This is a genomic window from Micromonospora sp. NPDC047707, from assembly GCF_040704235.1.
In the GTDB taxonomy this organism is placed as follows: Bacteria; Actinomycetota; Actinomycetes; order Mycobacteriales; family Micromonosporaceae; genus Micromonospora.
Genome location: NZ_JBEYSU010000023.1, coordinates 21,150 through 35,223 on the forward strand (window position 1 = coordinate 21,150; position 14,074 = coordinate 35,223).

Below are 14,074 nucleotides of genomic sequence, written 5' to 3' on the forward strand. Positions count from 1 at the left end.
CCGGCCGGCCGGGCCCGCGCCGCACGGGTCCGTGACGCCCACGGGAGATTACCTACGATGGCGGGCGCGTACGATGCCCACCCGACGACCCGGGCCGCCCGCGCGATCGTCTCAGGGGGAAGGGGACAACCGTGAGCACGGTGGTTTTCCGCCGACCGCCACGCCAGGCGGGCCCGGCCCTGCCGCGGGGCGAGGTCCTGCTGGAGTCGCCGCCGGAACTGCCGGAGCCGACGCCGCGCGGGATGGGTCAGCTGCTGATGATCCTGCCGATGGTCTGCGGCGTCGGCGCGATGGCGTTCCTCTACGCCGGACGTGGCGGCGGCATGATGACGTATGTCGCCGGTGGTCTCTTCGGCATCTCGATGCTGGGGATGGCGATCGGCTCGCTGAGCCACGGCAACAACGACAAGGCGGAGCTCAACGCCGACCGCCGCGACTACATGCGGTACCTGGCGCAGATGCGCAAGCGCACCCGGCGCGCCGCCGAGCAGCAGCGGGCCGCGATGGCGTGGCGCCACCCGGAGCCGGACGCCCTGTGGTCGGTCGCCGCGTCGCGCCGGCTGTGGGAGCGGCGGATCACCGAGGACGACTTCGGCGAGACCCGCATCGCCACCGGCCCGCAGCGCCTCGCGGTGGAGATCGTGCCGCCCGAGACCAAACCGGTCGAGGACCTGGAGCCGATGAGCGCGATCGCGTTGCGCCGGTTCGTGCGCGCCCACTCGACCGTGCCGGACCTGCCGACCGCGCTGTCGGTGCGCGCGTTCAGCCGGGTGGTGCTGCGCGGCGACCGCGAGCCGGTGCTGGACCTGGCCCGTGCCGCCCTCGGCCAACTCGCGACCTTCCACGCGCCGGACGACCTGGTCGTCGCGGTGGTGGCGGCCCCCGACCGCCAGGGCGCCTGGGACTGGGTGAAGTGGTTGCCGCACGCCCACCACAGTGGACGAAGTGACGCGGCGGGTGCGCACCGGCTGGTGTTCCCGAGCCTGGCCGAGGCGGAGGAGTCGCTCGCCGGCGAGCTGGCCGGCCGGCCCCGCTTCGCCCCGGAGGCGAAGCCGCTCACGACGCTGCCGCACCTGGTGGTGGTGATCGACGGCGGCGAGGTCTCGGCGACCTGCCAGCTGATGGGGGCGGGCCTGCTCGGTGCCACCGTCATCGACCTTTCCGGCGCCGTGCCGCGCGACGCCGGCCGCTGGCTGCTCTGCCTCGACGTGGGCGACGGCACCTCGCTGGAACTGGTCCGCGGCACCACGTCGTCCCGGCTCGGCACTCCCGACCGGCTGAGCGCCTCCGCCGCCGAGGGGCTGGCGCGGCAGCTGGCCCCGTTCCGGCTCTCCCAGCAGCAGGCCACCGCCGACGAGCCGCTGGCCCGCAGCATGGAGCTGCCCGACCTGCTCGGTGTCGGCGACGCCGCCACGCTGGACGTCCACCAGAGCTGGCGGCCACGCAGCCACCGGGACCGGCTGCGCATCCCGCTCGGCGTCGGGCCGGACGGCAACGTGGTGGAGCTGGACTTCAAGGAGTCCGCGCACGAGGGCATGGGCCCGCACGGTCTGGTCATCGGGGCCACCGGTTCCGGCAAGAGCGAGCTGCTCCGGACGATCGTCGGCGCGCTCGCGGTCACCCACTCCTCGGAGGAGCTGAACTTCGTCCTGGTCGACTTCAAGGGCGGCGCGACCTTCGCCTCCCTGGAGGCGCTGCCCCACACCAGCGCGGTGATCACCAACCTCGCCGACGAGCTGCCACTGGTCGACCCTATGCGGGACGCGCTCGCCGGCGAGATGACCCGGCGGCAGGAGGTGCTGCGTGCGGCCGGCAACTACGTCTCGAGGTACGACTACGAGAAGGCCCGGGCGGCCGGCGAGCCGCTGGAGCCGATGCCGAGCCTGCTCATCATCTGTGACGAGTTCAGCGAGCTGCTCGCCGCGAAGCCCGACTTCATCGACCTCTTCGTGATGATCGGCCGGCTGGGCCGCTCGCTCGGGGTGCACCTGCTGCTGGCCAGCCAGCGCCTGGAGGAGGGCAAGCTGCGCGGTCTGGACACGCACCTGTCGTACCGGATCGGTCTGCGTACCTTCTCCGCGGTGGAGAGCCGGATCGTGCTCGGCGTGCCGGACGCGTACGAGCTGCCGAACGCCCCGGGCCACGGTTACCTGAAGACCGACACCAGCACGATGCTCCGGTTCCGGGCCGCGTACGTCTCCGGGCCGTACCGGGCGCCGGGGCAGGTGGCCGCGGCCTCACAGGCGATGGTCCAGCGGCGGATCGTGCCGTACGGAGTGGACTACCTCCCGGTGCGGGACCCGCAGGTTCCGGTGCCGGCCACCCCGGAACCGGAGCAGCCGGCCGAGGGCAAGGCCGTGGCGATGCTCGACGTGCTGATCGACCGGATCACGGGGCAGGGCCGCCCGGCGCACCAGGTCTGGCTGCCGCCGCTGGCCGACCCGCCCGGCCTCGGCGAGCTGCTGCCGGCGCTCAGCGCCCATCCGACGTACGGGCTCTGCACGGCAGACTGGGGAGGCCGCGGCCAGCTCACCGTCCCGGTGGGCGTGGTGGACCGCCCGTACGAGCAGCGCCGCGACCCGTTGCTGGTGGAGCTGGGTGGCGCCGGCGGCAACGTGGTGATCGTCGGCGCCTCGCTCAGCGGAAAGAGCACCATGCTGCGGACGCTGCTGGCGTCGCTCGCGCTGACCCACACCCCGCGCGAGGTGCAGTTCTTCTGCCTCGACTTCGGCGGTGGCGCACTGCGCAGCCTGGACGGGCTGCCGCACACGGCCGGCGTCGCCGGCCGGCGGGACACCGAGGCGGTCCGGCGGACCGTGGCCGAGGTGGTGGCGGTCCTGGACGACCGGGAGACCCGGTTCGCCCAGTACGGCATCGACTCGGTGGCGAGCTACCGCCGCCGCCGGGCCGCCGGTGAGTTCGCCGACGACCCGTTCGGTGACGTCTTCCTCGTGGTCGACGGCTGGAACACGCTGCGCCAGGAGTACGAGGAGCTGGAGCAGACCATCACGAACCTGGCCAACCGCGGGCTGGGCTTCGGCGTACACGTGATCCTGACCGCCGTCCGGTGGGCGGAGATCCGGATCAACATGCGGGACCTGCTCGGCACGAAGCTGGAACTTCGCCTCGGCGACCCGAACGAGTCGGAGATCGACCGGCGGGCCGCCGCGAACGTCCCGACCGGCTCACCTGGTCGGGGCCTGACTCGCGACAAGCTGCACTTTCTCACCGGGGTCTCGCGGATCGACGGTCGCCGGAGCATCGAGGACCTGACCGAGGCGTCGGTCGCCCTCGCCCGGCACGTCGCGGCCGCCTGGCCCGGCCGGCCGGCACCGAAGGTGCGCCTGCTGCCGCGCAAGCTGCCCGTCACGGAGCTGGCCCGGATCATCGACCGGTCGGCGCCCGGCCTGCCGATCGGTGTCAACGAGTCGGCGCTCGCCCCCGTCTACCTGGACCTGGCCAACGAACCGCACCTGACGGTGTTCGGCGACGCGGAGTGCGGCAAGACGAACCTGCTGCGCCTGATCGCCCGGGGGATCACCGAGCGGTACACGCCGGCCCAGGCCCGCCTGGTCATCGCCGACTACCGGCGCGGGCTGCTCGGCGCGGTCGAGGGGGACCACCTGCTCGACTACGCCCCCTCGAACCAGGTGTTCGCGCAGGGGCTGGCCTCGATCCGCAGCGCGCTGTCGAACCGGCTGCCCGGCCCGGACGTCACCACGGCCCAGCTCCGCGACCGCAGCTGGTGGAAGGGCCCGGACCTCTACATCCTGGTGGACGACTACGACCTGGTGGCCTCGGGCGGGAGCAACCCGCTCAGCGCGCTGCACGAGCTGTTGCCGCAGGCCCGCGACATCGGCCTGCACCTGATCGTCACGCGGCGGGTCGGCGGTGTGGCCCGGGCCCTGTACGAGCCGGTGCTGCAACGTCTCCGGGAGCTGGACTCCCCGGGCCTGCTCATGTCCGGCAACCGGGAGGAGGGCGCGGTCTTCGGCACTCTGCGGCCCAGTCCGCAACCGCCGGGGCGCGGCACGCTGGTCCGGCGGCGGGACGGTCAGCAGCTCATCCAGACCGCCTGGACGGAGCCGGCCTGAGCGGTGTCCGATATGGACGCCGGTGCTGTCGGAGTCGACATTTGTGCCAGCAACGAACGCGTCACCGTCCGTCACATTTGAGGCCGGGCGGGGCTGCGCCGCGTTGCTCCGTTCCGCTACGGTCTCCTGAGGAGTGTCCGTCGGTGGGGTTGTGTGCCTTGCCGCGGGGGAGGGGCGCGGCAGATCCGCCGCCACAAGAAGACGGAGGGGTGTGAAGCATGGCGTTCGAGGTCGAAGCAGCGACTCTACATACCGCCGCGAGTGACGTGCGGTCCACGCGCAGCGAGGTCGACGGCGAGCTCAAGAAGCTGTGGAACGTGGTCGACGATCTGGCGATCGCGTGGAAGGGCCAGGCGTCCACCGGGTTCCAGACGCTCATGCAGAACTGGAACGACAACACCGCCAAGCTGCTGACGGCGATGGACAACATCGCCGACCTGCTCGACAAGTCGGGCACGACGCACCAGGTCAACGACGAAGAGCAGCAGCAGATGCTGGACAAGTTCCACTCTGCTCTCAACCCGTGATCCGACGAGACGAGCAGGGGAGGAACTCATGAGCATCAAGGTCGATTACGCGGTCCTCGAGAACGCGAACCAGCAGATGCAGACCATCTCGCGGACCATCGACGAGAAGCTGGACACGCTGCGCTCGATGCTGTCGAAGCTCCAGTGGGACGGCCAGGACCGGGCCGCCTACGAGCAGCACCAGGCCCAGTGGGACTCGGCGGTGCGCGACATCAACCGCATCCTCAACGAGATCGGTGGCGCCGTGGGCATCGCCCGCGAGAACTACGTCAACACCGAGATGAGCAACGCCAAGGTGTGGGGCTGATCCGAACGCCGACGCGGCTCCGGTCCGGTCAGACCGGGCCGGAGCCGCGTCGTGTTCGCAGCCGAGTGTTCCTGGGGGAGTCATGGGTACGGGGAATCGTTTCCGGCCACTGCTGGCGCTGAGCGCCGCCGTCGTGGCCCTGGCCGTCGGGGCCGGTCCGCTGGTCGCGCCCGCCCCGGCCCGGGCCGCCGACACGATCCGCGGGCTCCAGTGGTATCTGGACTCGCTCAAGATCGCGCAGGCGCACCAGATCACCAAGGGACGCGGCGTGACGGTGGCCGTCGTCGACAGCGGCGTCGATCCGACCGTCCCCGAGTTGCGCGGCCAGGTGCTCAAGGGGACCGGCGTCGGGAACGCCAGCGGCTCCGACGGCCGCCGCGACGACGACAAGGAGAAGGCGCACGGCACCTCCATGTCGGGCCTCGTCGCGTCGCGTGGCGGCGGCGAGATGCGGCACCTCGGCATCGCACCCGAGGCCAGGATCCTGCCGGTCGCGGTGGGTCGGCCGTTCGACACGGACGACGTCGCCGAGGGGATCCGCTGGGCCGCCGACAACGGGGCCGACGTGATCAACGTCTCCTCCGGCGAGAAGGGTCCGCTCCCGGTGACCGCGGGCCCGGAACGCGAGCGACTGGTGCAGGCGGTGCGCCACGCCCTCGACAAGGATGCGGTCGTGGTGGCCAGCGCCGGCAACCGGAAGCAGGGTGCCACGCGGGTGAACAGCCCCGCCAACATCCCCGGCGTCATCGCCGTGACCGGCCTGACCAAGCGCGGCACCGCGTTCGCCGAGAGCGTGCACGGGCCGGAGGCGGTGCTGGCCGCGCCGATGGAGGACATCATCTCTCCGCGTCCCCGGTCGGTGTCGCCCAACGGGTACGGCATCGCGAGCGGCACCAGCGACGCCGCCGCGATCGTCTCCGGCGTGACGGCTCTGGTCCGAGCACGGTACCCGGATCTCGACGCGGCCAACGTGATCAACCTGATGATCCGCACCGCCCGCGACGGGGGCGGGCCCGGGCGCGACGACCAGTACGGCTTCGGGGCCGTCGACCCGGTCGCCGCGCTCACCCGTTCGGTGCCGGCCGTCCGGTCGAACCCGTTGCTGACGTCCCCGGCCGACGCCTCGGCCGCCCCGACGCGCACGGCGGTGGCCGACGAGGACGACGGACCGGCCGTCGCCATCACCTTCAAGAAGGGCCCCGGCGCCTGGATCAGCGGCGCGTTCTGTCTCGCCGTGCCGATCGGCCTCGTGGTTCTCGTCGTGGTGCTGATCCGGCGCTCCCGCCGCCGGCCACCGGTGGGCCCGCCCGGTCTCCGGCCACCGGGCTACCCGCCGCCCGGCGCCGGCCATCCGGTGCCGCCGGGCTTCCCGCCGGGCCAGCCGGGCTTCCCGCCGGGCCAGCCGGTCGGGCCGGGATCGGTGCCGGGGCAGGCGTACCCACCGCCGACCGGCCAGTCCGGGGTCGCGTCCGGCCCCGCGCCGTCCGGCGCGCCCGTGCCACCTCCGCCCGCACCCGGTGGGCACCAGCAGTAAGTCACATCCAGTCGGCTAGGGGGAGGAACCGATGACGGAGGACCGGGCCCAGCAGCCGGAGGAGATCCGGCTGGACAATCCGATACCGGTGCCGATCACACCGTTGGTGCCCACGATGCACCTCGACGGCGTCACGATGGACAACGTCAACCGGGCGGATCGGCCGACGGCGCTGATGCCCGGGGCGAACGAGGCCGGTGCGCGGACGGAGTGGGACGCCACCAGCCTGGAGGAGGCCATCCGGTGGCTGGAGTCGCACGCCGACTTCCTGCACAAGCAGTCGTACCAGATGGTGGAGATCCAGGACCGGATGGGCGGCAGCGCCACCGCCGGCATGCCGACCGGCACCAGCCCGCTCGGCACGTTCCCGAGGGCGCAGGACCTGGCGACGAAGCACTCCTCGCTCTTCACCACCACCCAGCAGAACGTCCGCAACCTCGCCGCGGACCTGTACCAGGCGGCGAACGCGCTGCGCGAGGTCAAGGAGAACTACGAGACGGCCGAGCGTGCCAACGCGATGTCCGCCGCCGAGATGGAGCGCGTCTTCAGCGACGCCTCCAAGCAGAAGGCCTGACGGGGAGGGGGAGCGGTGCCGAGCTGGGAAGAGATGTGCCAGCAGGTGGTGGTGGCCGGCCGGCCGGGTGACGTGGCCACCGCCGCCTCGCTCTGGGAGCAGCTGCTGAAGAACGTGACGGCGGTCAAGGAGAGCCTGGACAAGAACGTCAAGGATCTCGGCGAGGTCTGGAAGGGCGAGGCGTACGAGGCCTTCAAGACGAAGGTCACGGGAATGGCGACAAGAGCCGAGACGATCGTCCAGGACGCCGAGGGCCACGACGGCATCGTCCAGTCGCTGCGGAACGCGGCGGACCGGCTAACCGCCGCGCAGTCGGCGTTCCCGGTCCCGGCGAGCTGCGTCAACGACGTCCTGGAGGCGCGCAACGGGCGGCTCGTCATCGACACGGGCCTGTTCGAGATGCGGGTGAAGCCCGACTTCATGGGTCTGCTCGACCCGTTGACCGGCCTCTACGACTGGATCAACGACAAGTCCGAGGAGGCGGCGAAGGTCTACGGCGACGTCAGCGGCGACTACGTCGCGGTTGACCAGGGGATGCCGGGATCGAGCCCGCAACAGGTCGACACGTCGCCGGACATGCGTACGCCGGACCTCGGCACCGGCCCGGCTGGCGCGGGCGGGCTCGGCGGCGCGCCGAGCGCTGGCGGGATGCCCTCCACGGGCGGCATCGGCGGCGGCGGGCCGTCGGTCGGCGCGGGTGGCCTGCCCGGCACCGGCTCCCCGGGCATCGGCTCCGGCGCCCACCCCGACCTGGCCGGCGCCGGCGGTTACGGCTCCGGCGGCGGGTACACGCCGGGCACCGGCAGCCTCGCCGACGACTACGGCAGCGGTCTGGCCGGTGCCGGCAGCGCCACCGCGCCCGGTCTCGGCACCGGTGGCCTGCCCGGCACCACGGGTCTCGGTGCCGGCGGCGGCGGTGGCGGTGCGGGGCTGGCCGGCGGCGGCATGATCCCGGGTGGCGGTGCGCTGGGCCGCCCGGTGACCCCGGGCATGGCCCCGATGATGGGCGGCGGGATGGCCGGCGCGGGCCGCGGTGGTGGCCGCGGTGCCGGCGGCCGGCTCGGCGGGGCCGGCAAGCTCGGTGCGGGTGCTGGGATGGCGCCGATGATGGGCGGCGGTGCGGCCGGTGCCGGCCGGGGCGCGGGTGGCCGGGGTGCCGGCCGGGGAGTGCCGGGTGCCGGCGCGGCCGGCGTCGGGGGCGCCGCCGGCCGGGGTGCCGGTGCGCGTGGTGGTGTCGGCGGCGTCGCCGGAATGGGTGGCCACGGCGGGGCGGGGTACGGCGACGAGGAGGTTCCCCGCAACACCTGGCTCGAAGAGGACGAGGACGTCTGGGGCGCGGACGGCGGCGGCGCGCCCGGCGTACTGCGCTGATCCGGCGTCACGCCACCGCCCGCACCGCCCCCCACCGGGGAGCGGGTGCGGGCGGCGGCGCGTCCGGGTCCGGCGGCCTGGTCAGCTGGTCGTGGTGGGGTCGGCCGGGCGGCGGCCCGGTCGCCAGCCGCGCCGACGGCCCCGATCCAGGATCGGCTTGACGGCCAGGAGCAGCACCGCCACCAGCGCGCCGGTGGCGGCAACCCAGAGCGCCACGTCGCGTTGCCAGGCCAGCGGATCCTCGGGCGCGGCCGGAGCGGCCAACGCGTCGGGCGGCGGGTCGCTCCGGTACCCGAGCAGGGCCGACACCGCCCGGTACGGGTTGACCACACCGTGCCCGACCTCGGCGTTGTGGCCGTCGGGCGGGCTGTCCGCCGTCCGGGCGAGCCGGTCGGCCACCTGCTCCGGGTCGAGGTCCGGGTACGCGGCGCGCACCAGCGCCACCACACCGGACACGTACGCGGCGGCGAAACTGGTGCCGCCCTGCGGTTCGGCGAGGTACCCGTCGCCGCCCGGGGCGGGGCCGACGATGTTCAGGCCCGGGGCGGCGATGTCGACGTACTCGCCGCTCACCGAACTGCCCACGTGGCCGCCCTGCTCGTCCACACCGGCGACCGCGATGACGCCCGGGTACGCGGCCGGGTACGCGGGCAGGTCCTGCTGATTCTCCTGCCGGTTGCCGGCCGCCGCGACCACCACGACGCCCTCGTCCAGCGCGTACCGCACCGCGTCGGCGAGGTCCGGCCGGTCCAGGGTGACCAGCGACAGGTTGACCACGTCGGCGTCGTTGTCCACCGCCCAGCGGATCGCCCGCGCGATCTCACCCGGCAGCCCTTCGTCCACTGTGGTGCGGGTGTTCGGCAGTACGCGCACCGGAAGGATCCGGGCCTGCGGCGCGATGCCACTGAACGGGACTCCGGTCCCCTCCCGGCCGGCGATGATGCCCGCCACGATCGTGCCGTGCCCGGCCAGGTCGCACTGGCCCTGCTCCTGGGGAAGGCCGTTGAAGTCGCGCCCCGCGCGCACCTGGCCCCGCAGGGTGGGGTGGGTGGCGGAGACCCCGGAGTCGATGACCGCCACGGTGACCCCGGCACCCCGCGAGAGGCGCCAGGCCGACGCCGGTTCCAGCCGGCGCAGCGGCCACGGCGTCTCGGTGGGCGCCGTCGTGCCCGAGGGCCCGCAGCGGGGCGCCGCCACGGCCGGAGTGGGCGCGACGACGACGGTGCCGAGCAGGAGGAGGGCGACTCCACTCAGGAGGACCCGTGCCCCGGCCCGGCGGGCGAAAGCGGGCCGGCCCGGTCGGAAGCTCTCGCGCACGCGGTGAGACTACCGCCGCCCGTCGCCGGCGCGGGTGCCGCCCGTCGCGCCGTCGTCCGCCGGTTCGTCGGTGAAGAGCGCCAGGAGGGCGCCGACCTGGCGGTCGGCCTCGGCGGGGTGCCGGAAGCGGCCGGCGGGGTTCAGCGTGTACTCGTTGCGCCGGCCCACCCGCGTGCGTTGGAGGTAACCACCCGCCTCGAGGTCGGCGACGATCGCCTGCGCGGCCCGCTCGGTGACGCCGACCTCGTCGGCCACGTCCCGCAGCCGGGCCGTGGGGTTGCGGGCGATGGCGAGCAGCACGTGCCCGTGGTTGGTGAGGAAAGTCCAGTTCCGGGTGCTCCCCTGCGCTCCTGTTGTCGCCATGCCCGACATCGTATTTCCGTCGTTCCGGTTCGTGGCACGCCCGACCCGCGGCTCTCGGGGGTGATCAACAGGGCGACTGCAAGGGGCCGACGACATATGAAGCGCATATCACGCATATCTTGACGTGCGTTGTGCTGCGTGTGACGGTGGGTGACAGCCCGCGTCCAGCGCCGGTCCGGGTCCCACCAGGTTCGCCCACCCAGGACGAGGTGAGGGGATGAGTCGTCCCGGAACGCCCGGCACGCAGCCGGGCCCGGATCGGAAAGCCGCCGGCCCTGCGGGCGGGGCTGCCGCCGTCGCTGGTCCGGCCGGGCCCGAGCAGGCGCTCGCCGAGCTGTACGCCGGCAACCGGCGGTTCGTGACCGGTGAGCCGCGCCACCCCAACCAGGACGCCGGACGTCGGGCGGCGGTGGCGGACGGGCAGCAGCCGTTCGCCGTGATCGTCGGCTGCTCCGACTCCCGCCTCGCCGCCGAGATCATCTTCGATCGTGGCCTCGGTGACCTGTTCGTGGTCCGGACCGCGGGGCACACCCTCGGCCCGGAGGTGCTCGGCAGCGTCGAGTACGCGGTCACCGTGCTCGGTACGCCGCTGGTGGTCGTGCTCGGTCACGACTCCTGCGGCGCGGTCCAGGCGGCCCGTCAGGCGGACGCGACCGGCACCCGGCCAGCCGGGCACCTCGGGGCCGTGGTGGACGCCGTGGTGCCCAGCCTGCGCCGGGCCGACGCCGAGGGTGTCACCGACCTCGACGGTATCGTCGACGTCCATATCGCGCAGACCGTCGAAGCGATGCCGGAGCAGTCGGAGGCGCTCGCCGCGGCCGTGGCCGCCGGCCGGTGCGCGATCGCCGGCATGTCGTACCGTCTCGCCGCCGGTGAGGTGCGGACGGTGGCCGGGATCGGTGACCTGCCCGCCGTGGACCCGGCCGCCCACGCCGCCGCCTGACCGGCGCCGCCCGCACGGCCGCGCCGCCGGACGACACCCGCCGCCGGCCGACCGACCTACGCGAAGGGCCGCCCCGCACATCGCGGGGCGGCCCTTTCCCGTCGTCGGCTACAGCAACGAGACGTGCACGTGGTCGGTGTGGTTGGACGGCCCGCTGTACGACTTCCAGCCGGTCGCCGGGAACCAGATCTGCCGGTTCCAGATCACGTAGTAGATGCCGAGCCGGTCGGCGTTGCGGACCAGGAACGCGGTCAGGTCGTTGCCGTACCGGCGCATGTCGTTGTTGTGCCACGAGCTGAACCCGCTGTTCTGCAACGACCAGTCGCAGGCGCGCCCCTTGGGGTGCTCGAAGGGGCCGCCGGAGCGGTGGCAGCCGACGAACCGTTTGAAACCGGCCCGTCGCACCTCGTTGTACATGTGCAGGGTCCGGGGGGTGACGCAGCCGGCGGTGGTCGGGTCGTTCTCGCTGCACGACTCGGACCGCCAGTCGCCGTCCGCGGTGCGGCCGGGGGCGATCCGGGCGACCGGGGACTCGGCGCTGACCAGGCCGCCGGTGAGCCCCTGTCCGCCGACCAGGCGGAGGGCCTTCTCGGCCTCGGTCTTGCCACGCTTCAGGTCGTTGGCCAGCTTCTGCTGTTCGCGGACCTCGGCGTCGAGGGCCAGCTTGGCCTGCTGGGCACGGTTCCGCACCGCGTTGACCACGGCGAGGCGCTTGTCGTTGACGAGGTTCAGCTCGTCCAGGGCCGACGCGCGGGCGATGAACGAGTCGGGGGTGTTCGCGCCGAGCAGCATCGACATCGCGCCGATCCGGCCGGTGCGGTACGACTGGGCGGCGATCTCGTTCACCTGGGGGGCCAGGGCGTCGAGGTCGGCCTGGGCGCGCCGGAGTTCCAGTTCGAGGACGAGGCGACGCTCCCGGGACTTCTCCAGCTGCGCCTGGGCCTTGACGAATTCGCGGTTCCGGGCCTCGATGAGGTCGCCGAGCAGCTTCGGCTCCGCGTCGTGCCCGGAGGGCTTGGGGGGTGCCGTGGGGGCGGCCGAGGCCGGTACGGGCCCGGCGAACACGGCCAGCGCGGCGAGCACGGCCACCACGGGTGTCGACCAGCGGCGTAGGGGTGCCGTCACAGTGTTCCCTTCCGTCGACCGCCGACCGGGTTAGCTGACGGGTTCGGGACGGAAGCGGCCCCTACCGCTGGCGCGGATTCACCCCACGTACCTGGTTCCCCGGCTCGCCTCGCGGCGATTGGGCGGTGGCCCCGCTGGCGCCGGTGCGCGCGTTCGGCGGTGACCGGCAGCGAGGTTACCTGACAGGTGTGCTGGGGATCTACGTCCGGAAGCCGACCAAATGCGCTATTCCGTATGTGCGCTGCGTGATCAGTGACGCGTTTATCAGGCGGGTGGGACGGCGTCGTCACCGTGCGGAGTGTCACCATCCGGCGTCCGTACTCCTGTCTCGGTCGGGCCACCCACCAGGGGCGGCGGGGGTGGTGGTGCCGGCGCGCGGCGTGCTCAGCGCCTCCAGCGCCTCCGTCCGTCCGGCGGCCGGGCGGGGCGCCGGAGCGGAGGCGTCCGCGCCCGCTCTCCCGCCACCGCGCCGCCCGGCGGTGGTGACCAGGGCGGCGAGCGCGGTGGTGAGCGGAACCGCGGCGATCAGGCCGAGCGTCGCGACGGCGCTGCGGACGATCTCCTGGGCGAGGAATTCGCTGGTGAGGATCTGCGTCGCGGCCCGCGAGTCGGCGGTCAGCAGGAGCAGTACGGGCAGCGAGGCACCCGCGTACGCCAGCACGATCGTGTTGACCGTGGAGGCGATGTGTGCCCGGCCGACCCGGGTCGCGGACCGGTAGAGCTGCCCCCGGGTCAGCCCCGGGTTGGCGTGGGCCAGCTCGGTGACGGTGGCCGCCTGGGTGACGGTGACGTCGTCGAGCACGCCGAGGGAGCCGATGACGATGCCGGCCAGCAGGAGGCCGTGCAGGTCGACGTCGGCCTGGAACATCGACAGGGTGGTGGCTTCCTCGCTGCCGTACCCGGTCAGGTGCGTGGCCGCGGTGGCGAGCGTGCCGAGCACGCCGGTGAGCACCAGGCTGCCGAGCGTGCCGAGGACCGCCACCGACGTCTGGGCGGTGACGCCGTGCGTGAGGTACAGCACCACGAACATGATCAGTGCGGCGCCCACCACCGCGACCAGCAGCGGCGGCCGGCCCGCGCTGATTCCCGGCAGGACGAACGTCAGCAGGATGGCGAAGCTCGCGGCCAGGCCGGCGAGCGCGGCGAGGCCACGCCACCGGCCGAACGCGACGATCGCCGCGGCGAAGAGCGCCACCAGCCAGACCAGCGGTTCACCGCGCTGGTGCTCGGCGATGTTGTACGCGCTGACCGACGGATCGGCCGGATCGGTCAGCTCGACCAGGATGATCTCGTCGCCGACCGCGACCTCGGGCGCGCCCGGCCCGGCCGGTACCGGAGTCTCGACCTGCTGCCCCGAGTCCGGCCCCTGCTCGACCCGGACCGTCACCGTGCCGCACGCGTCACCCGTCGCCGGGCCGCCCCCGGGTGCCTCCGGCGTGGGCGGGCACGGCTCGGTCACCACCTTCGTGACGGTGCCGTGGTAGCGGGGCGGCTCGGTGCCCGCGTCGGCCTCCCGGGTGTCACGAGGCCAGAGCACCAGGGCGGCGACCAGGGTGGCGAGGAAGAGGGGGACCACCGTCGCGATGAGGATCCGCCGCACCCCGGGCGGGGTGGGCGGAGCGGGACGGGTGTGGTCGGCGCCCATCGAGTGTCTCCCAACGAATCCAGGGCGGGGTACGGGCCGGCGGGTCGAACGGTTCAGCGGCTCCCGGAACTCCTCATGAGGGGTGTCCGAGGGTGGTTCCGTGGCCACGGACCGTGCCGGCCGTGCCGGGCCGGACGCGACCGCGCGCGGTCGTCGGCGGCGTCGGAGCCCCGGCGCGGACGCGGGCCGGGTGGTGCGGAATCCGTAGGGCCATCGGCCGAATGGTAGCCAGCGCGCTCCTTCGACGCAGGTCGTGCGCTGTGGTGTCGGCGGT

11 protein-coding genes and 1 riboswitch are annotated in these 14,074 nt (G+C 73.5%); of the genes, 7 read left to right on the plus strand and 4 right to left on the minus strand.

Annotation, left to right across the window (positions count from 1 at the left end; all coding sequences use genetic code 11):
* Positions 1 to 131 precede the first annotated feature (131 nt).
* The 6 genes from eccCa to AB0873_RS22265 all read left to right on the plus strand — a co-directional run bounded on the left by eccCa (position 132) and on the right by AB0873_RS22265 (position 8,407).
* A complete protein-coding gene (eccCa, locus tag AB0873_RS22240; protein ID WP_366601827.1) occupies positions 132 to 4,094 on the plus strand; it encodes a type VII secretion protein EccCa in 3,963 nt (1,320 codons plus the stop codon).
* 218 nt (positions 4,095 to 4,312) lie between these two features.
* Entirely contained in the window at positions 4,313 to 4,621 is a 309-nt protein-coding gene (locus AB0873_RS22245; RefSeq protein ID WP_155329143.1) for a WXG100 family type VII secretion target, read from the plus strand.
* Between the two features lie 28 nt (positions 4,622 to 4,649).
* On the plus strand, positions 4,650 to 4,928 hold the full coding sequence (locus AB0873_RS22250) for a WXG100 family type VII secretion target (RefSeq protein ID WP_155329142.1): 279 nt from the start codon (positions 4,650 to 4,652) through the stop codon (positions 4,926 to 4,928).
* 82 nt (positions 4,929 to 5,010) lie between these two features.
* Positions 5,011 to 6,462 (plus strand): type VII secretion-associated serine protease mycosin, encoded by a 1,452-nt coding sequence (mycP, locus tag AB0873_RS22255; protein ID WP_366601829.1) that lies wholly within the window; start codon positions 5,011 to 5,013, stop codon positions 6,460 to 6,462.
* A gap of 31 nt (positions 6,463 to 6,493) precedes the next feature.
* Complete coding sequence (locus AB0873_RS22260; protein WP_366601831.1) at positions 6,494 to 7,036, plus strand: hypothetical protein; 543 nt, start codon at positions 6,494 to 6,496, stop codon at positions 7,034 to 7,036.
* Positions 7,037 to 7,051: 15 nt separating this feature from the next.
* Positions 7,052 to 8,407 carry a hypothetical protein gene (locus tag AB0873_RS22265; protein ID WP_366601833.1) on the plus strand — a complete coding sequence of 452 codons (1,356 nt, stop codon included), beginning with the start codon at positions 7,052 to 7,054 and terminating at the stop codon, positions 8,405 to 8,407.
* Between the two features lie 81 nt (positions 8,408 to 8,488).
* Here the strand turns inward: AB0873_RS22265 and mycP (AB0873_RS22270) are convergent, their stop codons facing one another.
* The gene (gene mycP, locus AB0873_RS22270; protein ID WP_366601835.1) at positions 8,489 to 9,724 is read right to left on the minus strand and encodes a type VII secretion-associated serine protease mycosin; all 1,236 of its coding nucleotides are present in this window, start codon (positions 9,722 to 9,724) and stop codon (positions 8,489 to 8,491) included.
* A 9-nt stretch (positions 9,725 to 9,733) separates the two neighbouring features.
* Positions 9,734 to 10,096 (minus strand): MarR family winged helix-turn-helix transcriptional regulator, encoded by a 363-nt coding sequence (locus AB0873_RS22275; RefSeq protein ID WP_155329138.1) that lies wholly within the window; start codon positions 10,094 to 10,096, stop codon positions 9,734 to 9,736.
* A 208-nt stretch (positions 10,097 to 10,304) separates the two neighbouring features.
* On the opposite strand from AB0873_RS22275, the gene AB0873_RS22280 reads away from it, so the two are divergent.
* Positions 10,305 to 11,030 carry a carbonic anhydrase gene (locus tag AB0873_RS22280; RefSeq protein WP_366601837.1) on the plus strand — a complete coding sequence of 242 codons (726 nt, stop codon included), beginning with the start codon at positions 10,305 to 10,307 and terminating at the stop codon, positions 11,028 to 11,030.
* Positions 11,031 to 11,138: 108 nt separating this feature from the next.
* Here AB0873_RS22280 and AB0873_RS22285 read toward each other — a convergent pair whose 3' ends face one another.
* Entirely contained in the window at positions 11,139 to 12,155 is a 1,017-nt protein-coding gene (locus tag AB0873_RS22285; protein ID WP_155329136.1) for a hypothetical protein, read from the minus strand.
* Positions 12,156 to 12,159: 4 nt separating this feature from the next.
* Positions 12,160 to 12,290, minus strand: a riboswitch (cyclic di-AMP (ydaO/yuaA leader).
* A 166-nt stretch (positions 12,291 to 12,456) separates the two neighbouring features.
* The gene (locus tag AB0873_RS22290) at positions 12,457 to 13,800 is read right to left on the minus strand and encodes a YibE/F family protein (RefSeq protein WP_366601839.1); all 1,344 of its coding nucleotides are present in this window, start codon (positions 13,798 to 13,800) and stop codon (positions 12,457 to 12,459) included.
* Positions 13,801 to 14,074 lie beyond the last annotated feature (274 nt).